29 protein-coding genes are annotated in these 26966 nt (G+C 64.5%); 13 read left to right on the plus strand and 16 right to left on the minus strand.

Features of this window, described 5'->3' with window-relative positions; all coding sequences use genetic code 11:
• Positions 1 to 37 precede the first annotated feature (37 nt).
• The 4 genes from FJ930_RS16400 (at position 38) to FJ930_RS16415 (ending at position 4540) form a co-directional block, all read left to right on the plus strand.
• Positions 38 to 853, plus strand: coding sequence for an ATP-binding cassette domain-containing protein (locus FJ930_RS16400; RefSeq protein WP_141839052.1), 816 nt, complete (start codon positions 38 to 40; stop codon positions 851 to 853).
• On the plus strand, positions 850 to 2103 hold the full coding sequence (locus tag FJ930_RS16405; protein WP_141839054.1) for a sugar ABC transporter permease: 1254 nt from the start codon (positions 850 to 852) through the stop codon (positions 2101 to 2103). Before FJ930_RS16400 ends, FJ930_RS16405 begins: the two co-directional genes overlap by 4 nt.
• A gap of 23 nt (positions 2104 to 2126) precedes the next feature.
• Complete coding sequence (locus FJ930_RS16410; RefSeq protein ID WP_141839056.1) at positions 2127 to 2855, plus strand: SDR family oxidoreductase; 729 nt, start codon at positions 2127 to 2129, stop codon at positions 2853 to 2855.
• 83 nt (positions 2856 to 2938) lie between these two features.
• Positions 2939 to 4540 carry an FGGY-family carbohydrate kinase gene (locus tag FJ930_RS16415; protein WP_141839059.1) on the plus strand — a complete coding sequence of 534 codons (1602 nt, stop codon included), beginning with the start codon at positions 2939 to 2941 and terminating at the stop codon, positions 4538 to 4540.
• Between the two features lie 18 nt (positions 4541 to 4558).
• Here FJ930_RS16415 and dinB read toward each other — a convergent pair whose 3' ends face one another.
• The 3 genes from dinB to FJ930_RS16430 form a co-directional block, all read right to left on the minus strand.
• Complete coding sequence (gene dinB, locus FJ930_RS16420; protein WP_141839061.1) at positions 4559 to 5806, minus strand: DNA polymerase IV; 1248 nt, start codon at positions 5804 to 5806, stop codon at positions 4559 to 4561.
• Between the two features lie 311 nt (positions 5807 to 6117).
• Positions 6118 to 7335, minus strand: coding sequence for a pilus assembly protein TadG-related protein (locus tag FJ930_RS16425; protein WP_348642728.1), 1218 nt, complete (start codon positions 7333 to 7335; stop codon positions 6118 to 6120).
• A gap of 114 nt (positions 7336 to 7449) precedes the next feature.
• A complete protein-coding gene (locus FJ930_RS16430; protein WP_140766998.1) occupies positions 7450 to 7866 on the minus strand; it encodes a helix-turn-helix domain-containing protein in 417 nt (138 codons plus the stop codon).
• 110 nt (positions 7867 to 7976) lie between these two features.
• Between FJ930_RS16430 and FJ930_RS16435 the strand changes: the two genes are divergently transcribed.
• Positions 7977 to 8564, plus strand: coding sequence for a dihydrofolate reductase family protein (locus FJ930_RS16435; RefSeq protein WP_141839063.1), 588 nt, complete (start codon positions 7977 to 7979; stop codon positions 8562 to 8564).
• An 87-nt stretch (positions 8565 to 8651) separates the two neighbouring features.
• On the opposite strand, the gene FJ930_RS16440 is transcribed toward FJ930_RS16435, so the two are convergent.
• Positions 8652 to 9566, minus strand: coding sequence for an alpha/beta hydrolase (locus FJ930_RS16440; protein ID WP_141839066.1), 915 nt, complete (start codon positions 9564 to 9566; stop codon positions 8652 to 8654).
• A gap of 121 nt (positions 9567 to 9687) precedes the next feature.
• Here FJ930_RS16440 and FJ930_RS16445 point away from each other — a divergent pair, with 121 nt between their 5' ends.
• Positions 9688 to 10590, plus strand: a complete 903-nt coding sequence (locus FJ930_RS16445; RefSeq protein WP_141839067.1) for a LysR family transcriptional regulator — start codon at positions 9688 to 9690, stop codon at positions 10588 to 10590.
• An 8-nt stretch (positions 10591 to 10598) separates the two neighbouring features.
• Here the strand turns inward: FJ930_RS16445 and FJ930_RS16450 are convergent, their stop codons facing one another.
• The 5 genes from FJ930_RS16450 to FJ930_RS16475 all read right to left on the minus strand — a co-directional run bounded on the left by FJ930_RS16450 (position 10599) and on the right by FJ930_RS16475 (position 14432).
• Complete coding sequence (locus FJ930_RS16450) at positions 10599 to 11342, minus strand: 2OG-Fe(II) oxygenase (protein ID WP_141839070.1); 744 nt, start codon at positions 11340 to 11342, stop codon at positions 10599 to 10601.
• A complete protein-coding gene (locus FJ930_RS16455) occupies positions 11339 to 11893 on the minus strand; it encodes a methylated-DNA--[protein]-cysteine S-methyltransferase (protein ID WP_141839072.1) in 555 nt (184 codons plus the stop codon). Before FJ930_RS16455 ends, FJ930_RS16450 begins: the two co-directional genes overlap by 4 nt.
• Before the next feature lie 111 nt (positions 11894 to 12004).
• Entirely contained in the window at positions 12005 to 12223 is a 219-nt protein-coding gene (locus FJ930_RS16460; RefSeq protein WP_246676938.1) for a hypothetical protein, read from the minus strand.
• Between the two features lie 18 nt (positions 12224 to 12241).
• A complete protein-coding gene (gene ada / locus FJ930_RS16465) occupies positions 12242 to 13369 on the minus strand; it encodes a bifunctional DNA-binding transcriptional regulator/O6-methylguanine-DNA methyltransferase Ada (protein ID WP_181763400.1) in 1128 nt (375 codons plus the stop codon).
• Positions 13370 to 13739: 370 nt separating this feature from the next.
• Complete coding sequence (locus tag FJ930_RS16475; RefSeq protein ID WP_141839080.1) at positions 13740 to 14432, minus strand: helix-turn-helix domain-containing protein; 693 nt, start codon at positions 14430 to 14432, stop codon at positions 13740 to 13742.
• A gap of 175 nt (positions 14433 to 14607) precedes the next feature.
• Here FJ930_RS16475 and FJ930_RS16480 point away from each other — a divergent pair, with 175 nt between their 5' ends.
• Together FJ930_RS16480 and FJ930_RS16485 are read left to right on the plus strand one after the other, a co-directional pair.
• Entirely contained in the window at positions 14608 to 14934 is a 327-nt protein-coding gene (locus tag FJ930_RS16480) for a DUF1330 domain-containing protein (protein ID WP_140612929.1), read from the plus strand.
• A 121-nt stretch (positions 14935 to 15055) separates the two neighbouring features.
• Positions 15056 to 15592, plus strand: a complete 537-nt coding sequence (locus FJ930_RS16485) for a hypothetical protein (protein WP_181763394.1) — start codon at positions 15056 to 15058, stop codon at positions 15590 to 15592.
• A gap of 126 nt (positions 15593 to 15718) precedes the next feature.
• On the opposite strand, the gene FJ930_RS16490 is transcribed toward FJ930_RS16485, so the two are convergent.
• Together FJ930_RS16490 and FJ930_RS16495 are read right to left on the minus strand one after the other, a co-directional pair.
• Complete coding sequence (locus FJ930_RS16490) at positions 15719 to 16792, minus strand: phosphatase PAP2 family protein (protein ID WP_141839083.1); 1074 nt, start codon at positions 16790 to 16792, stop codon at positions 15719 to 15721.
• A 209-nt stretch (positions 16793 to 17001) separates the two neighbouring features.
• Positions 17002 to 17451, minus strand: a complete 450-nt coding sequence (locus FJ930_RS16495) for an ester cyclase (protein WP_140612927.1) — start codon at positions 17449 to 17451, stop codon at positions 17002 to 17004.
• Between the two features lie 236 nt (positions 17452 to 17687).
• Between FJ930_RS16495 and FJ930_RS16500 the strand changes: the two genes are divergently transcribed.
• The gene (locus FJ930_RS16500; RefSeq protein ID WP_141839085.1) at positions 17688 to 19787 is read left to right on the plus strand and encodes an EAL domain-containing protein; all 2100 of its coding nucleotides are present in this window, start codon (positions 17688 to 17690) and stop codon (positions 19785 to 19787) included.
• On the opposite strand, the gene FJ930_RS16505 is transcribed toward FJ930_RS16500, so the two are convergent.
• Positions 19782 to 19982 (minus strand): hypothetical protein, encoded by a 201-nt coding sequence (locus FJ930_RS16505; protein WP_181176332.1) that lies wholly within the window; start codon positions 19980 to 19982, stop codon positions 19782 to 19784. The genes FJ930_RS16500 and FJ930_RS16505 overlap by 6 nt on opposite strands.
• A 210-nt stretch (positions 19983 to 20192) precedes the next feature.
• On the opposite strand from FJ930_RS16505, the gene FJ930_RS16510 reads away from it, so the two are divergent.
• On the plus strand, positions 20193 to 20918 hold the full coding sequence (locus FJ930_RS16510; protein ID WP_141839087.1) for a 3-keto-5-aminohexanoate cleavage protein: 726 nt from the start codon (positions 20193 to 20195) through the stop codon (positions 20916 to 20918).
• A gap of 13 nt (positions 20919 to 20931) precedes the next feature.
• Here the strand turns inward: FJ930_RS16510 and FJ930_RS16515 are convergent, their stop codons facing one another.
• Positions 20932 to 22446 (minus strand): AMP-binding protein, encoded by a 1515-nt coding sequence (locus FJ930_RS16515; protein WP_246676939.1) that lies wholly within the window; start codon positions 22444 to 22446, stop codon positions 20932 to 20934.
• Positions 22447 to 22484: 38 nt separating this feature from the next.
• The gene (locus tag FJ930_RS16520; protein WP_141839091.1) at positions 22485 to 23300 is read right to left on the minus strand and encodes a p-hydroxycinnamoyl CoA hydratase/lyase; all 816 of its coding nucleotides are present in this window, start codon (positions 23298 to 23300) and stop codon (positions 22485 to 22487) included.
• Between the two features lie 124 nt (positions 23301 to 23424).
• Here FJ930_RS16520 and FJ930_RS16525 point away from each other — a divergent pair, with 124 nt between their 5' ends.
• Positions 23425 to 23898, plus strand: a complete 474-nt coding sequence (locus FJ930_RS16525) for a MarR family transcriptional regulator (RefSeq protein WP_181763395.1) — start codon at positions 23425 to 23427, stop codon at positions 23896 to 23898.
• 117 nt (positions 23899 to 24015) lie between these two features.
• Here the strand turns inward: FJ930_RS16525 and FJ930_RS16530 are convergent, their stop codons facing one another.
• Positions 24016 to 24699, minus strand: a complete 684-nt coding sequence (locus FJ930_RS16530; protein WP_141839145.1) for a YoaK family protein — start codon at positions 24697 to 24699, stop codon at positions 24016 to 24018.
• 207 nt (positions 24700 to 24906) lie between these two features.
• On the opposite strand from FJ930_RS16530, the gene FJ930_RS16535 reads away from it, so the two are divergent.
• Complete coding sequence (locus FJ930_RS16535; RefSeq protein WP_141839093.1) at positions 24907 to 25491, plus strand: cytochrome b; 585 nt, start codon at positions 24907 to 24909, stop codon at positions 25489 to 25491.
• Here FJ930_RS16535 and FJ930_RS30115 read toward each other — a convergent pair.
• Positions 25478 to 25642, minus strand: coding sequence for a hypothetical protein (locus FJ930_RS30115; protein WP_181763396.1), 165 nt, complete (start codon positions 25640 to 25642; stop codon positions 25478 to 25480). The two genes, FJ930_RS16535 and FJ930_RS30115, sit on opposite strands and share 14 nt — an antisense overlap.
• 148 nt (positions 25643 to 25790) lie before the next feature.
• Between FJ930_RS30115 and FJ930_RS16540 the strand changes: the two genes are divergently transcribed.
• Positions 25791 to 26939 carry a Fic family protein gene (locus FJ930_RS16540; protein WP_141839095.1) on the plus strand — a complete coding sequence of 383 codons (1149 nt, stop codon included), beginning with the start codon at positions 25791 to 25793 and terminating at the stop codon, positions 26937 to 26939.
• The last annotated feature ends 27 nt before the right edge of the window (positions 26940 to 26966 follow it).

The following is a 26966-nucleotide window of genomic DNA, read 5'->3' on the forward strand; positions in this document are numbered from 1 at the left end:
CGCCTATTCCGAACTGGTTTGAAGAGGTGTTCCAGGCATGATCGATACCCCGGCGGTTCCGACAGGCGAGCTGGTGCTCAGCCTGCGTGGCGTCTCGAAGAATTTCGGCGCCGTCTCGGCGCTCACCGACATCGACCTCGACGTACATGCCGGCGAAGTGGTGGCGCTGGTCGGCGACAATGGGGCCGGCAAGTCGACGCTGGTCAAGATCCTTGCCGGTGTGCATCAGCCAAGTTCGGGCGCGATCAGTTTTCAAGGCAAGCAGGTGGTGCTTGCCGACCCGAGTGCCGCACTCACGCTCGGCATCGCCACCGTGTTCCAGGACCTGGCGTTGTGCGAGAACCTCGACATCGTCGCCAATATCTTTCTTGGCCGCGAGCTCAATCCGCTGCGGCTCGACGAAGTGGCAATGGAAGTACGCGCCTGGACGCTGCTCAACGAACTGTCGGCGCGCATCCCAAGCGTGCGCGAGGTGGTGGCGTCGCTGTCGGGCGGCCAGCGCCAGACAGTGGCGATCGCGCGCTCGCTGCTGCTTGAGCCGAAACTCATCCTGCTCGACGAGCCGACGGCCGCACTCGGTGTGGCGCAGACGGCCGAGGTGCTCAACCTGATCGAACGCGTGCGCGATCGCGGCCTCGGCGTCGTCATCATCAGCCATAACATGGAAGACGTGCGCGCGGTGGCCGACCGTATCGTCGTGCTCCGGCTTGGCCGCAATAACGGCATCTTCACGCCCGACGCCTCGAACCAGGAACTGGTCAGCGCCATCACCGGCGCGTCGAACAATTCGGTTTCGCGGCGTGCGGAGCGCCGGCAGGCGAGACCAGATCACACGCAGGAGCCACACTCATGAGCCTTGAAGCCCAGAAGCCTGCTCCAGCGCCGCTCGACCGTGCCGATGTGCGTGTCAGACACGAGGCCGGGATCGGTGGCACTATCCGCGCCTTTTCCGATCGCGTGCGCTCCGGCGATCTCGGTTCGCTGCCGGTTGTCGTCGGGCTGGTTATCATCTGGACTGTGTTCGCCAGCATCAACCCGATCTTCCTGTCGAGCAGCAACCTGGTCAACCTACTGTTTGACTGCTCCACCGTCGGCGTCATCGCGCTCGGCATCGTCTGTGTGCTCATGGTCGGCGAGATCGACCTGTCGGTCGGCTCGATCAGCGGCTTTGCCTCAGCACTGGTCGGCTCGCTCTGGGTCAACCAGGGCTGGCCGGTGGCGCTCGCCATTCTTGCCGCCGTCGCCGTCGGCGGCTCCATCGGCGCGCTCTATGCGCTTTTGTTCAATCGGCTGGGCATGCCGAGTTTCGTCTCGACGCTGGCCGGCCTGCTCGCGGTACTCGGCCTGCAGCTTTACATCCTGGGATCGACCGGCTCGATAAACTTGCCTTACGGCTCGAACCTGGTGAATTTCGGCCAGCTGCTGGTGATGCCGAAATGGGTTTCCTTCGGGCTGGCGGCCGTGCCAGGCATCGTCATGCTGGTTACCGGCCTGCGCACCGTGGCGCGCCGCCGTGCCGCCAATTTGTCGGCGCCTTCGAGCGGTGGCCTGATCACGCGCGCCGTGGCGATAACGCTCGTGCTGGAAGTCATCGTCTTCTATCTCAACCAGGCACGCGGCATTCCCTGGATGTTCGGCCTTTTCGTCGGCCTGGCCATCGCCATGCACTACGCGCTGACGCGGACCAAATGGGGCCGCTCGATGTCGGCGGTCGGCGGCAACCGCGAGGCGGCGCGGCGTGCCGGCATCAACGTGGGGCTGATCTATTCCAGCGCCTTCGTGCTGTGCTCGATGCTGGCCGCATTCGGCGGCGTGCTGTCGGCGGCCCGCCTTGCGTCGGCCAGCCAGCAGGCCGGCACCGGCGACGTCAACCTCAACGCCATCGCGGCCGCGGTCATCGGCGGCACCAGCCTCTTCGGCGGTCGCGGCAGTGCCTATTCGGCGCTGCTCGGCATCATCGTCATCCAGTCGATCGCCAGCGGGCTGACGCTGCTCGATCTGTCCTCGTCGCTTAGGTACATGATCACCGGCGCCGTGCTTGCCATCGCAGTCATCGTCGACTCGCTGGCACGCCGCTCGCGTGTCTCTCATGGCCGAGCCTGAACCCATCAACAGGAAGTGAAGACATGAGTGAAGAACTGTCCGGAAAAGTTGCCGCCGTCACCGGTGCGGCTTCAGGCATCGGTCTGGAATGCGCCAGGCATATGCTGGCGGCAGGCGCCACCGTGGTGCTGGTCGACCGCGCCGAGGCGACGCTGAACGCACTCTGTGCCGAACTCGGTCCGAAGGCGATCCCGCTGTTGATCGAGCTGATGCAGCCGGCAAGCGTTGCAACGATGATGCCGCTGATCCTGGAAAAGGCCGGCCACCTCGACATCTTCCACGCCAATGCCGGCGCCTATGTCGGCGGCGAGGTGGCGAACGGCGATCCCGACCTCTGGGACCGCGTGCTGAACCTCAATATCAACGCCTGCTTCCGCTCGATCCAGGCCGTCCTGCCGCACATGGTCGAGCGCAAGACCGGCGACATCATCGTCACCAGTTCGATCGCCGGACTGGTTCCGGTGGTCTGGGAGCCGATCTACACCGCGTCCAAGCATGCCGTGCAGGCCTTTGTCCACACGGTGCGCCGGCAAGTCGCCAGGCATGGCTTGCGCGTTGGTGCGGTGGCGCCCGGCCCGGTGGTGACGGCGTTGGTCGACGATTGGCCGAAGGCAAAGCTCGAGGAAGAGCTTGCCGCCGGTGGCCTGATGCAGCCGCGCGAAGTGGCCGAAGCGGTGATGTTCATGCTGACCCGGCCAAGGAACGTCACCATCAGGGATCTCGTGATCCTGCCGCAGAGCAATGATCTCTGAGGAGTAGTCAATAGCCACGCACCACCTCACCACCGTCCACTCACTGCTTACGACCTGCTGCTCCCTGAAATCAGAGGTTTTCCTTGCCCCATTACATAGGCATCGACGTCGGCACCGGTAGCGCACGCGCCGGGGTGTTCGATCTGTCCGGCACCCTGCTGGCCTCGGCCAAGCGGGACATCGAGGTGTGGCGCGAGCCCGGTGACATCGTCGAGCAGTCGAGCCGCGACATCTGGCGTGCGGTGTGTGCCGCGGTGCGCGAGGCCGTCGCCCAATCCGGCGCCGAGCCGGAGACGATCGACGGGATCGGCTTCGACGCCACCTGTTCGCTCGTGGTGCTGGGCGAAGGCGGTGCGCCGCTGCCGGTTGGCCCATCTGGCGATCCGGAGCGCAACATCATCGTGTGGATGGATCACCGTGCGGCGGAACAGGCGCGCCGCATAAACCGCAGTGGCAAGGCGGTGCTGAACTATGTCGGCGGCGTCATCTCGCCGGAGATGGAGACGCCGAAACTTCTGTGGCTGACCGAAAACATGCCTGCTACCTTCGACGCGGCCTGGCAGTTTCTGGATCTCGCCGACTTCCTGACCTGGCGTGCCAGCGGCAGCCTTGCCCGCTCGGTCTGCACGGTGACCTGCAAATGGACCTACCTCGCGCATGAAAACCGATGGGACGAGGGATATTTCCGCGAGATAGGCCTTGGGGCACTCGCCGACGAGGCCTTCGCGCGCATCGGCACCGAGATCGTGCCAGCCGGTGCGGCACTCGGCAGCGGGCTGACGGCGCAAGCGGCCGCAGAGCTGGGCCTGGCCGAGGGAACAGCGGTAGCGGCGGGCCTGATCGACGCGCATGCCGGTGGTATCGGCACGGTCGGCGCGCGCGGCGCAGCCGGCAGTGTTCTGTCGCGCATGGCCTATGTCTTCGGCACCTCGGCCTGTACCATGTCGACGACGGCCGAGCCGGCTTTTGTCGACGGCGTCTGGGGTCCGTATTTCTCGGCCATGGTGCCGGGCCTGTGGCTGAACGAGGGCGGGCAATCGGCGGCAGGCGCGGCCATCGACCACCTGGTGCGTTTGCATCCGGCAGCCGGCGAAGCGACGGAGAAAGCACGAGCCGCAGGGCTCACTCTCAGCGTCTGGCTGTCGCTGCAGGCCGAAAGCCGGGGCGGGGCGGCGGCTGTGCCGGCGCTGGCCGGCGGCATCCATGTCGTGCCGGAATTTCTTGGCAATCGCGCGCCTTTCGCCGATCCGGACGCACATGCGCTGATCGCCGGGCTCGATCTCGACACCAGCCTCGACAGCCTGGTCGCGCTCTATGTCGCCGGGATCTGCGGTCTTGGCTATGGCGCGCGCCAGATCGTATGCGCCGAGCGCGAAAAGGGCATTGCCGTCGATACGATCGTCGTCAGCGGCGGCGCGGGCCAAAGCCCATTGGTCCGCCAACTGCTGGCCGACACAACCGGCCTGGTCGTGGTGGCATCGACCTCGCCGGAGCCGGTGCTGCTGGGCTCGGCGATGCTCGGAGCCGTCGCTGCTGGAGCCTATGAGGATCTGGTGACGGCCATGGCCGTCATGTCGGAACTCGGCGAAGTCTATCATCCCAACGCGCCGCTGGCCGGCTGGCACGCCAAGCGGTTCGCGGCGTTTGAGCTGCTGCAGCAGACGGGTAGGGCGATCAGAGGCTGAGACGGGTGCGCCATCCGTTCACAGTTCCTTTTCCGCCAGTTCCCTGAATTCGTCGGGCACCGAGCGGGCCGCTTCCAGCGCCACCGTGCCGTAGCCGACCGCCTGTTTGCCGAAGCGCTCGCGGATCTTGTCGATGGCGCGGTCGGCGCCGAAGCGCGCCAGGCCTTTCTGGGTGCCGGGCCGGCGCTTTTCGTCGGCAAGCCCGAGCGGCAGGTCGAGCTGCAGCTCGGCACTTTCCTCCAGATGCGACACCGAGATCGCCAGCAGCGAGATCGTCTTCTCGCGTGGATGGTCGGCAAGCACGCCGCGCACCAGATCGCCGGCGATTTCGGCCAGCATGGTGGTCGCCGAGATCGGCTGGTCGAGGGTGATCGAGCGCGTCACGGCGCGGAGATCGGCAAAGCGCACGCGCACCGTCACCGTGCGGCCGGGCCGCGCCTTGGCGCGCAACCGGCTGGCGACGCGGTCGGCCAGATGCAGCAGCGTGGGCACGATCACCCGCGCCACGGCCGGCTTCTGGCCAAGCGCCGATTGCGCGCCGGCCGAATGCGCGCGGCGCTTCGTCTCCAGCTTCCTCGGGTCGCGGTTCCAAGACAGGGCGGCGAGCTTTTCGCCGGCGGCGGGGCCGAGCAGCCGCATCAGCGCGCCGCTATGCGTCCTGGCCAGCTGGCCGATGGTCTCGACGCCGATTTCGGCCAGCCGCGCCCTGGTCGCCGGGCCGACGCCCCACATCAGCGAGACCGGCAAATCGTGCAGGAAGGCAAGCTCGGTGCCGGGATCGACCACCACCAGCCCGTCGGGCTTGGCGACCTGCGAGGCGATCTTGGCCAGATGCTTGGTGCGGGCCACGCCGATCGAGATCGGCAGGCCGAGTTCGGCCCGCACGCGGCGGCGGATGGTTTCGGCGATCTCTCGCGGCTGCCCGAACAGATGCGTGCAACCGGCGACATCGGCGAAGGCTTCGTCGATGGAGACTCGTTCCACCACTGGCGTGAAATCGTCGAGCACCTTGATCGCCGCGTCGCCCAGCCGCTGATAGTGGCTGAAATTGCCGCCGACGAAGATCAGCCGCGGGCAAAGCTCGCGCGCCTTGCGCCCCGGCATGCCGCCACGCACGCCGAAGGCGCGCGCCTCATAGGAGGCGGCCAGCACCACGCCGCCGCCGACCGCGATCGGCTTGCCGCGCAGCGACGGGTCTAGCAGCTGCTCGACCGAGGCATAGAAGGCATCGAGATCGGCATGCAGGATGGTGGCTGTCGTTTCCATCCCGACCGCTCATCCGCAGTTGCTGATAGATGCGAACGAATGAAGAACAAAAAGGGATCATTGTCAAGCAAGGAACGGGTTTGTTGAAAGCATCCCGCGGATTGGCGACATCGGCGATGAGCGTGGCCCTCTCCCCGTCACTCTACCGGAGAGGATGCCGGCAGGCAGGCGAGGGGCGGCTCTGACTTCGAAAGGAAAGCTGCTTAGCCTGAACCTGGAAGAGAGCCGCCGCCTAACCAATATGCCCAGCCCGCAACGCCGTCTTGATCGTTTCCAGAGACGGCTTGCCGCCGGCGGCAAGCTCTCTCGGCTCACTTGACGAGCGTGATTAGGCGGCCCGCATACATTTCGCGATTTCCGAGCGCCGCCGCGCAATCCGACTGCACGGCCGAATTTCCTGTCATCTGCACGGTATCGCCGACGAGCCGGATGCAATCGCCCTGGGAATTCATATCCGAGTTGCCCGCGTAGAATATCGGCGCGTCCGGCGCGTAGATGAAGCCGCTGATCACCGAGCCGGCCCCGCCATTCAGTGTCAGCGGCGATGTATTGCCGCGATCCTGGAATATGGTGATGCCGGCATAGGTGCCGCTGGTGGGAGGCGAGAGGGTCACCTGTTCGTTTGCGTTGATGTAGATCTGCGCGCCTTCCATCAGGAATATCGTCACGCCCTGGCCGGCGAGGCTGCCATTTCCGCCGGGCTTTATGGTGACCCCACGCAGTATGTAGACGCCGGGGTTGAGCGTGATGTTTCCCGACCATGTCTTGTCGCAATAGGTGCCGGGCGAAAGGGTGATGGATTTGCCGTTGGGTGCCGTCTGGCAAAGCGTGTAGGGGGGAGGGGTGACGTTAGCCAGCGGGTCAAACGACGCATACTGACGTTCGAGCGGATTGCCGCAACTCAAGCTGGCGTTGGGCGGCAAGAGGCCGGAAGTGCCGCCAACGGTCGAAACGCAGCTGGCGCTCACCAGCGCAGATCCGCCTCTGTTGACGGAAACGGCCGCGTCCGAGTTGGCGGCGATCACGCAATGGTTCATCGCGACGTTGGTCGAGCCTTGCAGGTTGACCGCGGCGGATGCGTGAGGATCGAGCGCAAGTACGCAGGCCTGCGCACCGGGCACGATCTTTACCGAGGTGGAGCGCGAGGCTTGCCAGTTAGGCAGGGCGCTGATGAAGCTCGGGCGGCTGATGCTGGATGAAAGCGAAATGTAGTAGGCGCTGGGGTTACCGCTGGCTGCTGCCGTGAGGGCAGCGACGCTTCCCGAATATTCCTGCTGGTCGGCGGCGCGCATATTGGCCGTGAAGAAGTTCTGGCCGAGTTGCTGTATGTCGCCAGCCGCCATGCCGGCATAATACTTTGTCCCGATGGCGAGCCCCGCCGCGTCCAGCGAGTTCTGCAAGTGGTCGGCGTCGTCGCTCGTGCCCACCAGATCGATCGCGCCGGCCACGCCAAGCATCAGCGGCAGCATCGCGATCACCGTGGTCAGCGCGAAATTGCCGCGCTCCGAAGCCCAGAAGTCTTTCAACACGACAGCGCCCCTCGTCAGATTAGTACCAGGTACTACAGCAGGGGTTTCTACGTATTGTTTTACGAAATGTTAAAATTAAACCGATCACCTGGACGGAAGGCCCGCCACGCGCCCCTATCCAGCATGCTCCGCCCGCAGCGCTGCCTTGATCCGTTCCAGCGCCGCATCGCCGCCGGCGGCCAGTTCGTCGGCGATGCGGGCGAGATCATCGTCGGCCTTGCGGTGCTTGCTGCCCCAGGCGCCGAGCGTGGCCAGCACCGGCAACAGGTCGATACCGGCCTCGGTCAGCCGGTAGATCGCCTTCAGCCCGTGGGTCGGGTCGTCGCTGCGGGTGAGGATGCCTTCGTCCTGCAGCGTCTGCAGCCGCTCGGCCAGCGTACGCGAGGAAATGCCTTCATCGGATTGCAGGAACTCGCGAAAATGCTTTTTCCCGGCGAAGACCAGGTCGCGGATGATGAGCAGCGTCCAGCGGTCGCCGAGCAGTTCGAGCGACAGGTTGATCGGGCAGCCGGATCTTTCGCGCGTCGACATGTCTATGGTTCCATTTCTAAATCAATTTACTATTGACATCATTTTGGTTTCGCGTCAATGGTTCCAGAAGTAAATCATTTTGGCGATTGAGACGAGGAGCACCTCCAGACATGAAAAAGCTGATCCTTCAGATGCAGATATCGGTCGACGGTTTCGTTGGCGCCAATGAGGACCATGACTGGCAGCTCTGGGAATGGGGCGACGACAATGGCTGGGACGCCCAGCTGAAGCGGGACTTCAACGCCGTGTTCGCCGGCATCGACACCATCCTGCTCAGCCGAAAGATGGCCGAGGAGGGCTATCTCACCCATTGGGGCAATGCGGCGCGGAAATATCCGGCCGATCCGTTCTACGCCTTCGCCCGGCGCATCGTCGAGGCGCACAAGGTGGTGCCGAGCGACAGGCTCAATGTCTCGCGATGGGAACGCACGACGGTGGTGAGCGGCGACCTGCCGCGTGAGGTCGCGGCGCTGAAGGCCGGCGAGGGAGGCGACATCGCCGTCTTCGGCGGCGCCGGTTTTGCTTCCTCGCTGATCGCGGCCGGGCTGGTCGACGAGTTCCAGCTGTTCGTCAACCCGGCCGTGCTGGGCGCGGGCCGCCGCATCTTCGACCAGGGCGGTTTCGGGAAGCTGCGGCTGCTCGGCTCGAAGGCCTATGCCTGCGGCATGGTGGTCAGCCGCTATGCGCCGGCTAAGTAACCGGAGGCAGCGCCAATCAGCCCCGTCTGGTCTGTCTTTTACAAGATCGGTTTCGGCAAAGCCCGGAATGGCCGCTCCGCGAGGTTGTTACCTGGCGAGGAAATCCGTGATCAGCTTGACGGTGGCGTCGGGGTTTTCCTCCATGATCCAATGGCCGGAGGCGGGTACGGTGGCTCCAGTCACATCGCTGGCGACGAAGCGCAGAATGTCGGCCTGGCTCGTGCCGGCCGATTTCTCGGCGCCGGCCGCCAGCACCGGCATGGCCAGCTTGCCGCCGCCGGCCAGCATCGCCTGGTTGTCGATGGCGTCCTGGTCGAATGCCTTGAACTGTTCGAACGCGTCATGCATGGCGTGCGGCCGGGCATAGAGCTTCGCGTAGTGGACGCGCGTCGCCTCGTCGATCTTCTTCGGGTCGGCCGACAGTTCGTTGTAGAAGCGGTCGAGATAGATGCGCTCGCGGCCCTTGACCAGCCGTTCCATGTCGGGGCCGCGGAAGTTGAAATGCCACAGAAGCGGGCTCTGCTTGATCTTGTCCCAGTCGCCAATGCCCGGCAGTGGTGCGTCGATGACGACCCATTTGGTGATGCGCTTCGGATATTGCGCGGCCAGCGCATAGCCGACCATGTTGCCGATGTCGTGCGTCACCAGATCGGCCTTGTCGATCTTCAGCGCATCCATCACGCCGGCGATGTCGACCGCCTGGTTTTTCTTGGTATAGCCGCCGTCGGGATGCGCCGAAAGGCCCATGCCGCGCAGGTCGGGCACGATCACCGTGTGGTCTTTCATCAACTTTATCGCTGCCGCTCCCCACATGTCTCCCGTATCGGCAAAGCCGTGCAGCAGCACGACCGCCGGGCCTTTTCCGCCAACCCGCACATGCAGGCTGGTGCCGTTGGTCTCGATCGTCTGCGTCTTGAAACCGGCCGGAAAGGGGACCACGCGGGCCGAAGCTGGAACGCTCATTGCCAACAGACCAAGGACGATGACCAAAGGACGAAACATACCATACTCCCGCCGAGATTTTGTTTGGGGCCGCCATATCGCGGCCTCGCCAACTATGACACCATGTCCTTGATTTCGTTAGGCGACGGTCGCCTGATTGTGAATTCGGGAAAGCCGAACAATGCTGAAGCTCGAATCCGCCGCCGCCTTTGTCGCCGTCGCGGAATCCGGTTCGATCACCGAAGCGGCCCGGCGCATGGCGCTGTCGAAATCGGTCATCAGCGAGCGGTTGTCGGAACTTGAGCGCAGCCTCGGCACGAAGCTGCTCGATCGCACGACGCGCAAATTGTCCATCACCGAGGCAGGGCGCAGTTTCTACGAACGCGCCAAGCGCATCATGCAGGAGGTGGCCGATGCCAGCGCCGAAATCGCGGAGCGCCGCGGCGAACTTGCCGGGCCGCTCAGGATAGCGGCGCCGACCAGTTTCGGCATCCTGCATCTCGGCCCGGCGCTGTATGGCTTCCTGGCCAAGCATCCGGGGATCGAACTGACGCTCGATCTCGATGACCGCTTCGTCAGCATAGTGGCCGATGGCTATGACGCCATTTTGCGTCACGGGCCGGTCGTCGAGGACGGACCTGTCATCGTCAAGAAACTGGCTTCCAGCCGCCGCTTCCTGGTGGCTTCGCCGGGCTATCTCGAGCGGTTCGGGCGGCCCGGGACGATCGAGGCCCTGAAACGCCACAAGGGCATCATCTATTCCATCCGGGGTGCCGCCGACTGGCGGTTCAAGATTTCGCGGCGGCTGGTGACGATCCGCCCGGAAACCGCGCTGCGCGTCAACAATGGGATTTTGATGCGCGATGCCGCGCTTGCCGGCCTCGGCCTGGCGCTGCTTCCCGCATACTTCATCCAGGCGGAGCTTGCCGACAACCGACTGGCTGTCGTCGATGTCGGTGCCGAGCCGGAAGGAGCCACCATCTACATCGCCTGTCCCGAGGACCGGCGCGGGTCCGCCAAACTGCGCGCGCTCATCGCCTGGCTGCGCGATATCTTTGGCGATCCGCCCTATTGGGAGGCGTGAGCCAGCACTCACTTGGCATCATGAAAAATGATGCCGACCGTGTGGCGCATGCCTGAGCGCAAGCGGCTGACGCCGTGGCGCAGATTGACGCGGTAATTGCCCTTGGTCCCCTGCACCGGCCGGTTGTGGACGGCGAAGGCGACGGCGTCGCCCTGCCGCAACGGCACCACCTCGACCCGGCTCTGCATGCGCGGCCGCTGCTCGGTCAGCGCGAACTCGCCGCCGGTGAAATCCTTGCCCGGCTCCGAAAGCAGGATCGCGACCTGCAGCGGAAAGGCAAGATCGCCGTAGAGGTCCTGGTGCAGGCAATTGAAGTCGCCAGGCACATATTGCAGCAGAAGCGGCGTCGGCCTGACCTGTCCGGCGGCATGGCACTGGTCGAGAAACTCGGCATGCGTCGCGGGATAGCGCATGGCGATCCCCATGCGCTCGTTCCACCGGTTGGCGACTTCGGCCAGCCTTGGATAGAGCGCGCTGCGGAGGCCGCCGAGCAAGTCGGGCAGGGGATAGCGGAAGTAGCGGTATTCGCCCTTGCCGAAACCGTGCCTGGCCATGTGGATGTGGCTGCGGAAATGTTCTTCCTGCGGATAGAGGCCGGCGATCTGCCGGCACTCCTGCGGAGACAGCAGCTTTTGCATCACCGCGCAGCCGAAGCCGTCGAGTTCGGCGGCCAAGGCCGACCAGTCGTAGCCGGCGATGCGTGTCTGCGCCGCTTCGACCGCGGCTGTGGCAACCTTGGCGTGGGCGTTCATGTCGCGGCCTCCCTGTCGAGCAAAGCGCGCTTGCGCTCGATGCCCCAGCGGTAGCCGGACAGCGTGCCGTCGGCGCGCAGGACGCGGTGGCAGGGAATGCCGAGCGCGATCGCGTTGGCGGCACAAGCCGTCGCCACGGCGCGGGCACCATCGGGCAGGCCGAGACGCCTGGCAAGGGCCGTATAGGTGATGGTGGCGCCGCACGGGATGGTGCGCAGCACCTCCCACACCCTTTGCTGGAAAGGCGTGCCGTGGCGCATGTCGAGCGGCAGGTCGAGGCCGGCGGCCGGCGTCTCGACGAAGCGCGCTATTGCCGCGAGATCGTCGCGCAGGGCGGCTCCGTCCTCGGCCAGCATCCTGCCGGGGAAGCGGTCGGCAAGGTCCTGCTCCAAGATTTCGGTGTCGGAGCCGATCAGGATGGCGCAGACGCCGACGGGGCTGCGCGCCGCCAGGATCCTGCCGATCGCGCATTGGCCGATGGCATAGATGACGGTGTCGAGGGTGGCGGCGTTAAAGCGTGCCGCCGGCACGTTGGTTTGCATGAGGTTCATTGCCTTCACTCCTTCTGTGTGGCTGACCCTAGACATCTGCTTTGCGTCCCTCACTCCGATGCTTGCTTTCAAATTCGAATCTCGGGGTCTGAGGACGAGTGGTGAGTGCATTCACGCGACACGCGTGACGGCGACTTCGCCGAGCACGAAAACCTCGCCTGACAGCAGCCGCAATTCGGTCTCGCCTTTCGGCCCGTGGCGGAACTCGGCCTTGCCGGCATCGACAAGCTCGCCGATGGCGGCCAACACCTGTGATTTCGCGTCCTCGCGGCCAACGGCAGCGCCGCCGGGAGGCTGGATGTTCGCACCGGCGGTGGAAGACCTTGCCATCGTGCGCATCGCCGGTCGTCAGCCCCGCGAAAGCCGGCGGGCGTTGTCGGCTGCCTTCGCCGAGCCGCCGGCCTCCCGCTCAAGCAGCGCGCGTTTGCGCTCGGCGCCCCAGGCATAGCCTGACAGGGCGCCGTCCTTGCGGATCACGCGATGGCAAGGAATGGCTATGGCATGCGCGTTGGCGGCGCAGGCGGCCGCGATGGCACGGGTCGCTTTCGGCGCACCGATGCGCTGTGCCATCTCGGCGTAGGAGACGGTGCCGCCGACCGGGATATCCCGCAAGGCCCGCCAGACGCGCTGCTGGAAGGCGGTGCCGCGCACGTCGAGCGGCAGATGGAGACCGAGCCTCGGTGCCTCGACGAAACCGACGACGCGGGCGACCAGCGCCTCGTAGTCACGGTCGCCGCCGATCAGCCGTGCCTTGGGGAAACGGTTCTGCAGGTCGCGCACCAGAGCGTCGGGGTCGTCGCCGAGCAGGATCGCGGCGACGCCCTTTTGGCTCGACGCGACCAGGATGGCGCCGAGCGAGGATTCGCCGACGGCGAAGCGTATGTCTTCGTTGGCGCCGCCGGCACGGTAGCGCGTCGGCGTCATGCCGAGCATGCCGGTCGATTTCTCGTAGAAACGCCCGCTCGAATTGAAACCGGCATCGTAGATCGCGGTTGTCACGCTGACGCCGTCCTCCAGGCTTTGGCGGACCCGGGCGGCACGGTGCGCGGCGGCATAGTCCTTCGGCGTCAGTCCGGTGATCGCCCTGAAGACGCGATGGAAGTAGCCGGGGCTGCGGCCGGCCGCTACCGCCAGCTGGTCAAGCGAGGGTTCTTCCTCGCTGTCCTCGATCATACGGCAGGCCTTGGCGATCATCGCGGCGTTGCCGGCATCGATCGACGGGCCATCCGGGTTGCAGCGGCGGCAGGGGCGAAAACCGGTCGCCTTGGCCTGAGCCAGCGTGTCGTGCAGCTGCACATTCCTGGGGTTGGCGCGCCGCGATGGACACGAGGGCCGGCAATAGACGCCGGTGGTCGCCACGGAATACCAGAAGTCTCCGTCGGCCGATTTGTCGCGCGCCACGACGCGCGCCCAGCGCGGATCTTCGGCCACCGGCAGCGGCGCGGATTTCAGCTCTCTTTGAAGCGTGATGAACATGGCGCCATTGAAGCCGCCAAAAGCAGGTCTCGCCACCCGTTTCCTGCCAAGTGTCGGGAGGACTCGCGCCTGTTTTTCCCGATTTGGAAAATCCCCTTATGACGAGATTGATGCCGAGAAGGTGTGGTGGAAAATATTCGACCCATTAAGACCCAAGCCGATTACGAGTGGGCAATCGCCGAAATAACCAGGTATTTCGAGAACGTGCCGGAGGTGAGCTCTCTCGATGGTGACCGCTTCGATGTTCTCGCAATCCTGATCGAGGCTTATGAGCATAAGCACTACCCGATCTGAGGTGCTGCACAGAAAGCGCGCCTAAGCCGTCCCAGATCGACAGGGCAACGGCAAATATTCTTTGGTTTTTCGCCGCCTATGCCGCCCGCTTGGGCTCCACCGCGAACGGGCTTAGCCCGAGCCAGGCCTGCATTTTCCTGCCGATCGCCTGGTCGCCGGTCAGGGCAACCTTCGCGCCGGCCTTCTCGACGGTGAGCAGCCCCATCCAGATCGCCGTCATCGTGTGCAGGTCCGTGGAGACATAGAGGTCGACCTCGAAACCCGGATCGTACCAGCACAGATCGACCTCCCCATGCTTCTCGACGATCAGCCACCACGAGCGTTTGGATGCCGGGAGTTCCTGATACAGGAATTGTATCACCGTGCGCCCCTCGGGCAGCGGCGAGGGGTTCAGGTTGCGCCGCATGTCCCACATCAGCAGCGACGGATCGAGGTTCTTGAGCGACAGCCGGGACTCCACCCATTTCTGTCCCCAGAAGCCCATTGCCTCGACGACGGGACGCAAATCCCGGCCGGCTTCGGTCAGCCGATAATCGAAAATTCCCTTCTCGCCCTGGACCTCCTTGCGCTCGACGATGCCGGCGAGTTCAAGCTCCTTCAGCCGTTGCGACAGAAGGGTTGGCGACATTTTGGGGACGCCGCGGCGCAGATCGTTGAAACGGGTGGAACCGGCCACGAGCTCGCGCATCAGCACCATCGTCCAGCGGGTGCACAGCACCTCGGCGGCCATCGATAAGGGGCAGAACTGCTTGTATCCGTGCTGAGCCATGGTTGACGTCCTCCCTCAAGCCTGGGCGGAACATTAGGCTTTCATAAACGAAGCAGCCAGTACGGAAACTGTACTGGCCGGTACAGATCGCGGACTGGTTGGCACGGGCCCCGTCATGCGAGCCCTTTGGCCGGTTGCACGGGATCCCCTGTGCGCCGCAACCAGGAGACTAATCATGACCGCATACGTCATTGCAGACATCAAGGTGAAGGACCCGAAGTGGGTGCCGGCCTACGCCGCCTCGGTGCACGACCTCGTCCACAAGCATGGCGGCAGATATCTGTCGCGCAGCGGCAATGTGAAGACGCTTGAAGGCAAGCCGCTCGACACCACGCTGATCGCGCTGATGGCCTTCCCGTCGGAAGCGGCGGCGCGTGCCTTCGCCAACGATCCTGCCTATGCGCCCTTCGTCTCGGCGCGTCAGGACGGCAGCGACAGCCGCTTCCAGCTGATCGACAACACCGATCTGGCCGGAACGATCCCGTATCTGCCGAAGGGATGATCCTTCCCGGTATTTCTTGCATCCTATCCGGGATCACCAAGCAACAACAGCCACAGCGCTTGCCTGTCGGACCTCCGTATTTCCGGAGGCCGGCCCGCTGTGCATTTTCAAGAAGAATGGAATGAGCATGACAATGAACTTTCGCAACAGGCTCTTCATGGCCGCGGCCGTGCTGTGCGCCTGCACCGGCATCGCGCAGGCGCATCAGGAGGCCGCTGAAGCCGCGTCCGGCCCCAATCCGCTGGCCGAGAAGGTGCGGGCCGCGAACAGCCGGTTTCTCGACGTCAGGGCGGCTACGGCCGAAGGCTACGCGCCCATTCCCTGCGCCAACGGCATCGCCGGCGGCGCCATGGGCATCCACTACGTCAACGGCCAATACCTGAAGGACGACAAGATCGACATCGCCCGTCCCGAAGCGGTGATGTACGAGCCGATGGCCGACGGCACGCTGAAGCTGGTGGCTGTCGAATACATCACCTCCAAGGGGCCGGCGTCGCTGGAGGGACAGCTGTTCAACTTCAACAGCGCGCCCAACCGCTATGGCCTGGGTGAATTCTACGAACTGCATGTCTGGGCCTGGAAAGGCAACCCGACCGGCACCTTTGCCGACATGAACCCGAAAGTGTCGTGCGAACACGCGATGGCGCCAAGCCAGTAAGCCGGCAGGGCCGGGCGGCGCCAATGCCGCCTGGCCGTTGTCCGAGCTTCCGGCGGTCGTCTCGGCATCATCGATGCTTGTGAAGCACGGCGTGCTTCGCTGCCCGGCGATGTCAGCGGCGCCCGGTCATTGTGGCGCAGGATCGGGAACCGGCAGTCCTATCTCCAGCCTGTCCTGGTTCACTTGCGGCAGAATGAAACGGCCGGTCAGGTACCAGAGCATGGACACGACCAGGATCGAGAGATAGCCATCCACGGCATAATGCCAGCCGGTGTAGACCGAGCCGAACAGGATGAGTGCCGCAAAGCACCAGCCGGCGACGGCCCAGCGGCGGCCGAAACCGCTGAGGAAGAAGGCGTTGAGCGTGGCAATGGCGACATGCATGCTCGGCATGGCGGAGATGCCGCCGCCCAGTTCCGGACGGCCGCTTTCGTAGGTTTGAAGCAGGTAATTGGCATAGGCATGGACCGATGCGGCGTGGGCATCCCCCGCCAGGGCGATTTGCAACCCGGCAAACCGATCACCACCATAGAACTCGTCATAGAATATGGGACCTGTCGACGACAAAACAGTCGCCAGCACCGTGCCGCACAGGGTGATGGTCAGCGCGAACGCCCAGAGATAACGCAGACGCCTGACCGGGCTGTTCCAGAAGGCGACGAACAGCAAGGTGCCGAACCACTGCACGAGCCAGCCATAGCCGTAGGCGGCGTAAATGATGGCCGAAACCGGTTCGGGAACGACGCTGTGCGCCCATGCCCAGGGATCCGTGCCGTGCAGCCGGAAATCCAGCTCCGCCAGCATGCGGTCCGCATAGAATGGAATGACCTGCGGGATCGTCACCTTCAAGGTGGTGAAGGCGGTGATGCCGAGAAAGAACAGGACGACCACGGGCGTGGCAGCCTGCCAACGCTGCCTGAGCGTGTCGAGCATGAACCGGGTCGGGTTGTGCCTGGAAAATGTCAAGGCCAGCAGCCCGAGGCCCGCCGCAAGAAGCATGGGCAGGAAGAAGACGAACGGTCTGGCGTAGGATTCCGACAGCCGCAGGTACTGATCCGGATGAAGGCAAAGCGCCGTCAGAACATAGGCCAGACACAAGGCCGTCAACAGCCAGCCGCTGCTGGTTGCCGCGATATCCAGGCCAAGGAGAAGGACACCGGAGCGACGATCCTCGCCCCTCCGCCCGGTCTGCACGCTCATCGAAAGACATCCCGCCAGCCGCTTAAACACCCGATCATTATTCTGCATACCATGTATTACCGGTTTCTTACACTTCGCTCGAAGTAAATCGTCAAAATATTATATTTTATAATGCCTTGTTTGTTTGCAAGGATTTGTTGACCAAGATGCGCCGCGTCCGCTTCACCCGGGAAGGCGGGCCACCGCCGCGAAGGCGATGGCCCCATCGATCAGGCGGGCTTGATGAGGCCGAGTTGGGTGAGGGCGGCGACGCCGTCGTCGAGGCCGATTTCCTCGACGATCCTGCCGTCGATCACCTTCAGCACGGTGGTGCCGGTGAAACGCATGGCGCGGCCGGTGGCGGCGGGCAGCGAGCCGGCGAGGAAATCGCCGAAGGCCGGGCCGGTATGCGTACCGCCGCCCTCCCACTGGCCGACGACATAATCGCCCTCGGCGATGAGATCGGCGGTCGCCCAGAAGTTCAGGTCCGGGAAGGCGGCGCGGAAATCGGTCATGAAGGCCTTGATGTCGTCGCGGCCCCGGCGCGGCTCATGCAAGGAATATTTGAGCAGCATGTCGGGTGCCGCGATGTCGTCGACGACGGAGAGATCGCAGGTTTCACCCCAGAAGTCGGTGAACCAGCGGACGACGACCGCCTTGTTGTCTTCCTGTTTGGTCATTGCGAGGGTCCTCTTTGTTGCTTGGCTGGGATCGGCGGGCTTGGCCGACGACCCGGGACAAGCGATAGGAGCATCCCGGATCCGCAAAACTCCGGTTCTTGCCCGCCAATCGAAAGCCGATGGCGGCGGCCGGCGGAGGGCAAGGCGCCCATTTCCATCTCCCGCGAGGCCGAGTAACGCTTTCTTCTCTGGTTCCGCGGCAGATTGTCCGATGGTGGGGGCGGACGAAGCAGGACATGGCGCGTCAGGGCAAGAAAAATCGCAACGGACTATTCTGGGCCAAGGCGCTGGAGCGCGCCGATCTTGGCGTCTGGGACTGGGATCTTCGCGCCGGCGACTGCTTCTATTCGGCGACCTGGGCGCGCATGCTCGGCTATGACGAGGGCGAACTGGCCAACACCAGCGACCTGTGGCTGCAACTCACCCATCCCGACGACCGCGAGCGGGCGCTGGCCAGCGGCGACCGCCATATTGCCGGGCTGACCGATGCCATCGAGACCGAACTCAGGCTGAAGCACAAGCAGGGCCATTGGGTGTGGGTGCTCGACCGCGGCGGCATCGTCGAGCGCGGCGCGGACGGGCAGCCGCTGCGGCTGATGGGCGTGCAGACCGACATCTCGAAGCAGAAAGCGGCCGAAGCCGCGCTCGAACAGGTCAATGTGCGCTTCCGCCTGGCGCTCGCCGCCAGCGGCACTGGCATCTGGCACTTCGACATCGCTACCAACAAGAGCTATTGGGACGCCCGCACCAGGGACATATTCGGCCTTGTCGCCGATACCGACGAGGTGCCGGGCGCCCTCTGGCACAGCTATCTGCACCCCGACGACAAGGAAGCCACCGAGCGCGCCCACCGGGCACCGGTCGAAACGGACGGCGTCATCGCCAATCAATACCGCATCATCAGGCGCGACGGTGAGATCCGTCATATCGAATCGCTGGTGCGGTTCATTGCCGTCGCGGGTGCCGCCGGCCAGATCCTCGGCACGGTGCGCGACATCACCGAGGACAAGCTGCGCGAACAGGAGCTTGCCTTCGCCGCCCGTCACGACGCGCTGACCGGCCTGTGGAACCGCGCCGCCTTCGACAGGCTGCTCGCCGACAACATCGCCTCGGGCGTGCCGCTGGCGGTGTTTTATGTCGATCTCGACTACTTCAAGGCGCTCAACGACTTCGCCGGCCACGCGGCTGGTGATCTGGCGCTGAAGAGCGTCGCGGCGGGTATTGGCCGCTGCTTGCCGCCCTCGGCGCATGCGGCGCGGCTCGGCGGCGACGAGTTTGCCTTGCTGGTGCCCAATTGCGACGCGGCGCAAGCCGAACCATTGGCCGTCGCCATCCTGGCGGCCGTGCGCGGCGCCGATCTCGGTCTTGCCGCGACCTCGCGGCGGCTCGCGGCAAGCATCGGCATTGCCATCGTCGACGATCGGGCCACCACGGTGGCCGACGCGCTGGCCTGCGCCGACGACGCTTGCTACGCGGCCAAGGCCGCGGGGCGCGATCGCTTCGCGGTGTTTTCGGCCGAGGCGGCCTCGGGCGGCCTCAACGCGGCGCGGCTCGCCGCCGACACGGTCGACGCCATGGATGACGGCCGGCTGAAACTGTTCGGCCAGGAGATCCACCGGCTGGGCCGGCCCTGGCAGGAAAGCCGCCACGTCGAGGTGCTGGCGCGGCTGGCCGGGCGCGGCGGCAAGCTCATCCCGCCCAGTGAGTTCATCCCGGCGGCCGAGCGCTTCGGCATTGCCGCAAGGCTCGATCGCTGGATCATCCGCACGGCGCTCTCGCTGCATGGCGCGGCGATGAAGTCCGGCGCGATCACGCTCGGCTTCAACCTGTCGGCGCAGACGCTGAGCGACCCCGGTCTGTGGGACTTCGTCGACAGCATCATCGAGGAAACAGGGGCGCCGCATTCCGGCATCGGCTTCGAGATCACCGAAACCGCGGCCGTCACCAATTTCGACGCCGCCGAGGCGTTCGTGCGCAAGGCGCGCGAGCGGCGATGCCGGGTCAGCCTCGACGATTTCGGCGCCGGCATGAGCTCGTTCGAGTATCTCAGGCGTTTTCCGGTCGATGCCATCAAGATCGACGGCTCCTTCATCGAGCATATCGCCGAGAGCCGCTTCGACCGCGAGATCGTCTCGGCCATAGCGGGCATTGCCCGCAGCGTCGGCTGCGGCGTCGTGGCCGAGAAGATCGAGCAACCGGAGACGCTCGACGTCCTGCAGGCCATGGGGGTCGATTTCGGCCAGGGGTTCCTGCTGCACCGGCCTGAACCGCTGGAGCAGATCGTTATCCGCGCGACCAGGCCGGCAAGCGGAGCGCCCGTCCGCAAGGCGTCATGATCGTAAGGGTTGCCGCACGGTCGTTTGCGGTAACTCCAGCACGCCAGCCTCGGGCCGCTTGTGCTGGGCTTCAGCCACCATCTCGATCAGCAGGTCGAGGGCCTCGCATGCCGAGCGGCTCGTCCCGTCATTGCCGCGCAGATAGTGGTAGGCGCGTTCGAGATGGATACGGGCGGCCGGAAAATCGCTGGTCAATGGTTCCTCCATTACCTCGCCCTAATATACCTTGCCCCAACTGGTGGAACGCGGGGTAAATATCCACAGACGGTTTTTATTCAAATGCGGGAGCGCTTTGGGAGGGCACGGCAGCTTCGGCGGTAAGCTGTCAGGAGTGACATTGCCCGACTCTTTGCGACCGCTTCATGCACGGCTAGACTGCGGCTCTTGCTGCCCGAGGTGGTGCCCATGATCGTCCAGGCCTGCATCAACGGCGCGCGTCCGCGTGACTTCCATCCGGCGCTGCCGCTGACGGCGCGGGCGATGGCCAGCGACGCCGCGGCCTGCGTTGCCGCCGGTGCGGCCGAACTGCACATCCATCCGCGCGGCGGCGACGGGCGCGAAAGCCTGGCCGCCGTCGACGCGACGGTTCTTGCGGTGCGCGGCGCCTGTCCCGGCACGCTTATAGGTGTGTCGACCGGCGCCTGGATCGAGAACGACGTCGCGCGCACCCGCGAAGCGATCGCCGGCTGGCGCGAACTGCCCGATTATGCCTCGGTCAATCTGTCGGAGGCCGACGCGCCGGCCGTGATGGAGCTGTTGCGCCAACGCGGTGTCGGTATCGAGGCGGGGCTTGCCACGACAATCGATGCGGAACGGTTTGTGGCGCTTGCGGGCCACAGCCGGGTGCTGCGCATCCTGATCGAGATCGACATGCAGGACCTGGCGGCGGCGCTCGCCGAAGCACACGCCATCGCGGCCGTGCTCGAGCGCGCCGAAGTGCGGCGGCCGATCCTGCTGCATGGCGCCGATGCCACGGTCTGGCCGTTCGTCGAGCTTGCGCGCCGGAAGCGCTGGTCGACGCGCGTCGGGCTGGAGGACGGCAAGACGCTCGCCGACGGCAGGACGGCTAAGGACAATGCGGAAATCGTGGCGGCTGCGGTGGCTGTATTTCGCGGCGCGCCCGTCGGCTGAACGGCGGTCCGCCTCAGGCCTGCCCGCCGGCTGGCGCCGTCCAGTTGCGCAAAATGTATTTCTGGATCTTGCCTGATGCGGTGCGCGGCAGCGCATCGGTGAGCAGGAATTCCTTCGGCACCTTGTAGCGGGCGATCCGGGCACGGCAATGGCTTGCCAGGTCGGCCGGATCGACAACGCAACCGGCTTTCACCACGACGAAGGCGCGCCCGACTTCGCCCCAGCGCGCGTCGGCGACACCGATCACGGCTGCTTCGGCGATGTCGGGATGGTCGAGCAGCGCCGTCTCGATTTCGACAGGATAGACGTTTTCGCCGCCGGAAATGAACATGTCCTTGCGACGGTCGACAAGGGTGATGAACCCTTCCTCATCCCGCCGCGCCACGTCGCCGGTGCGGAACCAGCCATCGGTGGTGAAGGCACGCGCCGTTTCTTCCGGCCGGTTCCAATAGCCTGATGTGATTGAGGGGCCGGACAGCCACATCTCGCCCGGTTCGCCAGCCGCGACGTCGCGGCCATGTTCGTCGACGATGCGCAAGCTGATCGTTGGCGCGGCAAGGCCTGCCGAGCCAGCCTTGTCGGCGATCCGGTCGGCCTCGACCGGCATGCCAAGCACGGTGCCTGCTTCCGTCATACCGAAGCCGTCGGCCATAAGGACGCCTCGGGCCAGCCACCCGTGGACATCGGCGGCCGGATTTGGCGCGCCGCCGGTGAAGATGGCGGTGAGGGAGGTCCAGCGCGACGGTGTGAAGTCGGGATGGTCACGCAGCATCCTGGCCATCTGGGGCACGCAGAAATAGTGGGTGACGCCAAGCGTGGGATCGGCGAGGCGGCGATTGGTGACGCCGGCGTCGAAGCCGGGCGAGATCAGCACCGTGCCGCCTTGAAGCAGCGGCGGACGCAGGCTGGTGATGAGGCCGATAATATGGAACATCGGCATGTCGCAAAGGAAGATGCTGGAATTGCCGACCCGGCCGAGCACACCGAAATTGACTGCGGAGGCAAAGGCGTTGCGTTCGGTAACGATGACGCCCTTCGGCTGTCCCGAAGTGCCCGAAGTGTAGAGAATGATCGACGGCGCGTCCTCGACCGGCATGGGGCGGCGCGGTACCGGCGCCCGTGCCCCGACCGCCGCCGCGAAGGCGGCGACATCGACAGGGATGCAGCGCCCGGGCAACGCCGTCTCCAGGGCGGCGTCATGCAGCAGCAGCGCCGGATCGCAATCCGCAAGGATCGCCCGCCGCTCCGCACCGGCGAGCCGCCAGTTGACCGGCACGAAGACGGCGCCAAGCCGCATCGCGGCCTGCTGCAGGATCAGGAGATCAGCGCTGTTGCGGGCAAGCGTGGCGATCCGTTGCCCGGGCTCGACGCCGTAGCGGGTTTCGAGAACGCCGACGGCGTTCTGGATAGCTTCGTCGAAGGCGCGATAGGTCCAGCGCCGGCCGGATGCCAGGTCGACGCAGGCAAGGCGATCCGGCCGCGCGCCGGCATGAAAGGCCACCGGATCGGGCATCGTCGAGGCCGGCATTCGCATCTCCTCCCGGATGGCGTCGATGGTCTATCGCGTCATCTTGCCTTGTCGTAGGCGCCTAGACCCGGCTTGTAGCTCTTTTCGTCGATGAACTGACGGATGCCTTCCTTACGACCCTCATTGTCGCGGGAGTTTGCCGCTTCCTGGGCCCGCACCAGATAGTCCTCGGCATTGTCATAGGTCATTTCGGCGACGCGTCGGATGGCGTCCTTGGTCGCCTTCAGCGCAATCGGGTTCTTCTTCAAAAGGATATTGGCGACCTCGGTGACCCGCGCCTTCAATTCCGCCAGCGGCAGGCTTTCATTGACCAGCTTCCAGGCAGCGGCCTTTTTGCCGTCGATGAGTTCGCCGGTCAGCGCATGATACGTAGCGTCGCGCATCGACAGGAGGTCGACCACCACCTTGGTGGCGCCGCCGCCGGGCAGGATGCCCCAGTTGATCTCCGACAGGGCAAACCGCGCCTCGTCGGCGGCAAAGGCAAGGTCGCAGGCGAAAAGCGGGCCATAGCCGCCGCCAAAACACCAGCCATTGACCATGGCTATGGTCGGCTTTTCGTACCAGCGCAGGCGCCGCCACCAGCCATAGGCTTCCGACTGCGCTCTGCGGATGGCGCCGAGACCCTTGGCTTCGGTCTCTCGGAAATACGCCTTCAGGTCCATGCCCGCCGACCAGGCGCTGCCTTCGCCCGACAGCACGAGCACGCCGACGTCATCGCGGAACTCGAGCTCGTCGAGAACCTCCATCATTCGCCGGTTGAGTGCCGGGTTCATGCAATTGCGCTTGTCCGGCCGGTTGAACCGCACCCAGGCGATGCCGTTCTCGATGTCGAAGGCAACTGTCTCTTCGGTCATGCGCAGGTCCTCGCGTTCGCCGCAGGCATTGGTCAAAATTGCTATGAAACATAGCTATCACATTCGCTATGTCGCATAGTCTTTTTCGCTTGACAAGGGCCGGGATCGCGGCGATCGGTGCGGCATGGACGAGATCCAGCTTCACAACGGCCGAGCCGGGCCAGACGTGCTGCCCGACGACGCGCTCGATGCGCAGATCGGCTACAATCTCAAGCGTGCCTCGGCTTTCGCGCTCAATGATTTCGTGATCGAACTGGCCGATGCCGGCCTGCGCCCGGTCACCTATGGCATGCTGGCGCTGATCGACGAGAGGCCGGGCATCCGCGCCGCCAAACTCTGCCGTCTGCTGGGAATGAAGAGCGCCAACATGGCGCCGCTGCTTGCCGAACTGGAGGAGCGCGGGCTGGTCGAGCGCGACGACCATGCCGAGGACAGGCGTGTGCGGATGCTGACCCTGACGCGGGCCGCCACGCAGGCCATGCCCGGATGGCGGCAACAGGTTCGCCGGCACGAGGACCGGTTTCTGCACCGGCTGACGAAGAAGGAGCGGGCGACGCTGCTGCGCCTGCTGCGTCTGATCTGGACGGACGAAGACTAGATTTAGCGTGGATCACCGTTTCACGGAGGCGGTGAGCCACGCGCCATCTCTCGTTTGACGCAATTCCGGACGGACAGGCGTGCCACACATTTCCGGGAATTGCTTCGAGGGCTTTGCCTATCCCGCTTGCTCCTCCGGCGCCGCAACCCGCAGCAGCAGCGCGATGAGCGCAATCACCGGCGGCACGACGAAGCACCAGACATTGGCAAAGGCATAGCCGAGAGCGGCGGCCGCGCAGCCGGCGGCGAATACGGCGACCGCCGCAGCCATGCGCTTGAGGCGCGCCACAATAGCCGGCCGGGCGTCCGGGACCACGCCGCCGATGAGGTCCCCGAGATCGATCATGATCTGAGTGGTGGTGCCGGTCATCAGCGTCGAGGGCGGCGCGGCGGCCAGATGGACCCGATGCACCGCGTTCTGGACCGCCATAGCGGCGACCAGCACCATGCCGGTGACGATCGCCACCGCGCTGTCGCCGCTGGCAAAGGGGCCAAAGCGGACCGCCAGGACGGCTCCGACGACGAGCAGCGCCAGCTTGGTTCCCAGCAGCACGCCGAGCGCCGTCCGTCCGCGCCTACGCAAGCGCTCGCCGGCAAGCCGGGTCAGGATGACCACGACGCAGAACACCGGCAGCGCCAGGAGCTTCGCCAGCACGCCTGAAATGCCAAGTGCCAACGAGGCACCCAGGGTGACGAAATTTCCCGTCACATGCGCTGTGAACAGGCCCTGCAGCGCCAGGAAGCCGGCCGTGTCGACATAACCGCCGTTGAGGCTCAACAGCAGCGGCAAAGTGGGTTTCATGGCGGCGGCCTCGCGTCCGGGATCAGACAAGGTCTCATATCCCGGCGCGGCGTTCATCTCAATGCGGCGCCTCGGTCTTGGCGGACGCCGGGCGCTTCCCGTCACGCGTCACGAGATCGTTAGAAGCCACTTGAGGAACAATTGAAATGAGGGCACGTTCAGGGTGGGGTGCGGGAGGAACGTGTCCAACTGTTTCGGAGCTCTCGCATGTCGCTGTCCGGCACGACAACCCGCTACGGAGGCCTCGCCCAGGCATTGCACTGGCTGACGGCATTACTGGTGCTCATTGCCTTCCTGGTCTCGGCTGGTGGCCCGCCGGAGCGCGTCTACTCAGCGGCCAGGGCGTCGACGCTGCAGCTGCACGAGTCGCTCGGCTTCGCCGTTTTCTGTCTGCTGGTCATTCGCCTGGTCTGGCGCGTGTTCGACCGTATTCCCGAAGCCCCGGCCATGCCCATCTGGATGGAGGTCACCTCGAAGGCAACGCACTGGGCGCTCTACGCGCTGTTGTTCGCGGTCCCGGCGACCGCCATGCTCGGTGCATGGTTCGACGGCCACCCGGTGACGGTCTACGGCCTGGGAGCGATCGGTCCGTTCTCCGGCACCTGGGGCGCTCCGCTGGCGGAGATCCATGGCACGCTTGGCGATATCATCATGTGGCTCGCCGGCCTGCACGCGGCCGCGGCCATCTTCCATCACGTCTTCCTGCGCGATCGCGTGCTGAGCCAGATGGTGCCGGGCCTGCCCGATCCATCGTCCGGGCAGAAGTGGCTGAACGCGGTCAATCGAGAATGATTCGAATCGCCTGATCGACCACGGGGTGCATGCCGCTCGCCTGGAAGCCGGCCGTGTCGACATGGCGGTGATTGAAGCTCAACAGCAGCGGCAAAGTTGGTTCGTGGCGGCGGTCTCGCGTCCGGGAGATTTCATATCCCGGCGCGGCCATCACCCCGCAGCGCCGAGTGAGAGGAGTTTCTGAAATAGCGCCAGTCGTTATTTCAGAAACATGCCATGAAAATGAAACAGCTGTTGGAAATCGATCGATTCTGACATATGGATTCTATTATTGCAGAAATTGAGGATATTTCTGAAATATGGAGTTGTCAGCCTATAGAGCGGGACGCTACGAGAAGCGGCTGGAATTTCGTAGTTTCGCGCCGACCTCGGTCAATCATCCCTGGATCATCTCCGACCCGGAAGTCATAGACGTACTTGGTCGTGCCGACCGCGCACTGGGCGAATTGAATGCATTCGCGCAACTCGTCCCCGACATCGACTTCTTCATCAGCATGTATGTCGCGAAGGAAGCGACTCAGTCGAGCCGTATCGAGGGCACACAGACCAATATCGAGGACGCCTTCAAACGGATCGAAGACCTGTCTCCTGAAGCGCGCGACGACTGGGGAGAGGTACAAAACTACATCCAGGCGATCAATAGTGCCATTGTCGGCCTGGAGCGCCTGCCTTTCTCCAACAGACTGCTGAAGGAAACACACGCCATCCTGATGCAGGGTGTGCGTGGCGAAACCAAGCAGCCCGGTGAATTTCGAACCAGTCAGAACTGGATTGGCGTGAGTCTAAGAAACGCGGTCTTCGGGCCCCCGCATCACGAGCATGTTCCCGAGCTCATGAGCGATATGGAAAAATTCATCCATGACGACAGCCTGCGCGTACCGCCGCTCATCCGCATTGCGATCGCCCACTATCAATTCGAAACCATCCATCCGTTCCTGGATGGCAACGGGCGGCTGGGCCGCCTGATGATTTCGCTTTACCTCGCCTCGCAGGGGCTTCTTGTCAAACCCGCGCTCTATCTGTCCGACTATTTCGAGCGCAACAAGACAGCCTACATCGATCACCTCATGGCCGTACGCGAGGGCAACCATATGCGCGACTGGCTGATCTTCTTTCTCCACGGAGTTGAAGAGACAGCGCGTGCGTCTGCTGACGTGTTCCGCAAAATTCTGGTGCTCAAAGAGCGAATAGAACGGGAAACGCTGCCGCGCTTCGGCCATCGCCGTCAAGGAAACGCGCAACAGCTTGTAAGACATCTCTACAGGCGACCATTGGTCGACGTTAAGGGCGTCGCCATTCTGTTGGACACGACGACCAACACGGCTACGTCATTGATTGCCGATCTCATAAGCCTCGGCGTTCTAATCGAAGTCACCGGCCAAAGACGCAATCGGCTTTTCGTATTCGAACGATACCTCCAGCTCTTCGAGAGGCGCAGAGATGGCTAACGTCCGCGCATAGATCGCGTGAGGCTG

It is taken from the genome of Mesorhizobium sp. B2-4-15, assembly GCF_006658505.1.
GTDB lineage: Bacteria > Pseudomonadota > Alphaproteobacteria > Rhizobiales > Rhizobiaceae > Mesorhizobium.

Bases quoted from the DNA above. Each gene is read 5' to 3' on its own strand.
- FJ930_RS16475 (WP_141839080.1), bottom strand. From the start codon at position 14,432: ATGGCTCAGCACGGATACAAGCAGTTCTGCCCCTTATCGATGGCCGCC.
- FJ930_RS16490 (WP_141839083.1), bottom strand. From the start codon at position 16,792: ATGAGCGTGCAGACCGGGCGGAGGGGCGAGGATCGTCGCTCCGGTGTC.
- FJ930_RS30115 (WP_181763396.1), bottom strand. From the start codon at position 25,642: ATGGCCGCGCCGGGATATGAAATCTCCCGGACGCGAGACCGCCGCCAC.
- FJ930_RS16435 (WP_141839063.1), top strand. From the start codon at position 7,977: ATGAAAAAGCTGATCCTTCAGATGCAGATATCGGTCGACGGTTTCGTT.
- FJ930_RS16450 (WP_141839070.1), bottom strand. From the start codon at position 11,342: ATGAACGCCCACGCCAAGGTTGCCACAGCCGCGGTCGAAGCGGCGCAG.
- FJ930_RS16485 (WP_181763394.1), top strand. From the start codon at position 15,056: ATGAGCATGACAATGAACTTTCGCAACAGGCTCTTCATGGCCGCGGCC.
- FJ930_RS16400 (WP_141839052.1), top strand. From the start codon at position 38: ATGATCGATACCCCGGCGGTTCCGACAGGCGAGCTGGTGCTCAGCCTG.
- FJ930_RS16520 (WP_141839091.1), bottom strand. From the start codon at position 23,300: ATGACCGAAGAGACAGTTGCCTTCGACATCGAGAACGGCATCGCCTGG.
- FJ930_RS16515 (WP_246676939.1), bottom strand. From the start codon at position 22,446: ATGCCGGCCTCGACGATGCCCGATCCGGTGGCCTTTCATGCCGGCGCG.
- FJ930_RS16405 (WP_141839054.1), top strand. From the start codon at position 850: ATGAGCCTTGAAGCCCAGAAGCCTGCTCCAGCGCCGCTCGACCGTGCC.
- ada (WP_181763400.1), bottom strand. From the start codon at position 13,369: ATGTTCATCACGCTTCAAAGAGAGCTGAAATCCGCGCCGCTGCCGGTG.
- FJ930_RS16430 (WP_140766998.1), bottom strand. From the start codon at position 7,866: ATGTCGACGCGCGAAAGATCCGGCTGCCCGATCAACCTGTCGCTCGAA.
- FJ930_RS16460 (WP_246676938.1), bottom strand. From the start codon at position 12,223: ATGGCAAGGTCTTCCACCGCCGGTGCGAACATCCAGCCTCCCGGCGGC.
- FJ930_RS16495 (WP_140612927.1), bottom strand. From the start codon at position 17,451: ATGACCAAACAGGAAGACAACAAGGCGGTCGTCGTCCGCTGGTTCACC.
- FJ930_RS16535 (WP_141839093.1), top strand. From the start codon at position 24,907: ATGTCGCTGTCCGGCACGACAACCCGCTACGGAGGCCTCGCCCAGGCA.
- FJ930_RS16440 (WP_141839066.1), bottom strand. From the start codon at position 9,566: ATGTTTCGTCCTTTGGTCATCGTCCTTGGTCTGTTGGCAATGAGCGTT.
- FJ930_RS16455 (WP_141839072.1), bottom strand. From the start codon at position 11,893: ATGAACCTCATGCAAACCAACGTGCCGGCGGCACGCTTTAACGCCGCC.
- FJ930_RS16525 (WP_181763395.1), top strand. From the start codon at position 23,425: ATGGACGAGATCCAGCTTCACAACGGCCGAGCCGGGCCAGACGTGCTG.
- FJ930_RS16510 (WP_141839087.1), top strand. From the start codon at position 20,193: ATGATCGTCCAGGCCTGCATCAACGGCGCGCGTCCGCGTGACTTCCAT.
- FJ930_RS16540 (WP_141839095.1), top strand. From the start codon at position 25,791: ATGGAGTTGTCAGCCTATAGAGCGGGACGCTACGAGAAGCGGCTGGAA.
- FJ930_RS16500 (WP_141839085.1), top strand. From the start codon at position 17,688: ATGGCGCGTCAGGGCAAGAAAAATCGCAACGGACTATTCTGGGCCAAG.
- FJ930_RS16445 (WP_141839067.1), top strand. From the start codon at position 9,688: ATGCTGAAGCTCGAATCCGCCGCCGCCTTTGTCGCCGTCGCGGAATCC.
- FJ930_RS16480 (WP_140612929.1), top strand. From the start codon at position 14,608: ATGACCGCATACGTCATTGCAGACATCAAGGTGAAGGACCCGAAGTGG.
- dinB (WP_141839061.1), bottom strand. From the start codon at position 5,806: ATGGAAACGACAGCCACCATCCTGCATGCCGATCTCGATGCCTTCTAT.
- FJ930_RS16410 (WP_141839056.1), top strand. From the start codon at position 2,127: ATGAGTGAAGAACTGTCCGGAAAAGTTGCCGCCGTCACCGGTGCGGCT.
- FJ930_RS16530 (WP_141839145.1), bottom strand. From the start codon at position 24,699: ATGAAACCCACTTTGCCGCTGCTGTTGAGCCTCAACGGCGGTTATGTC.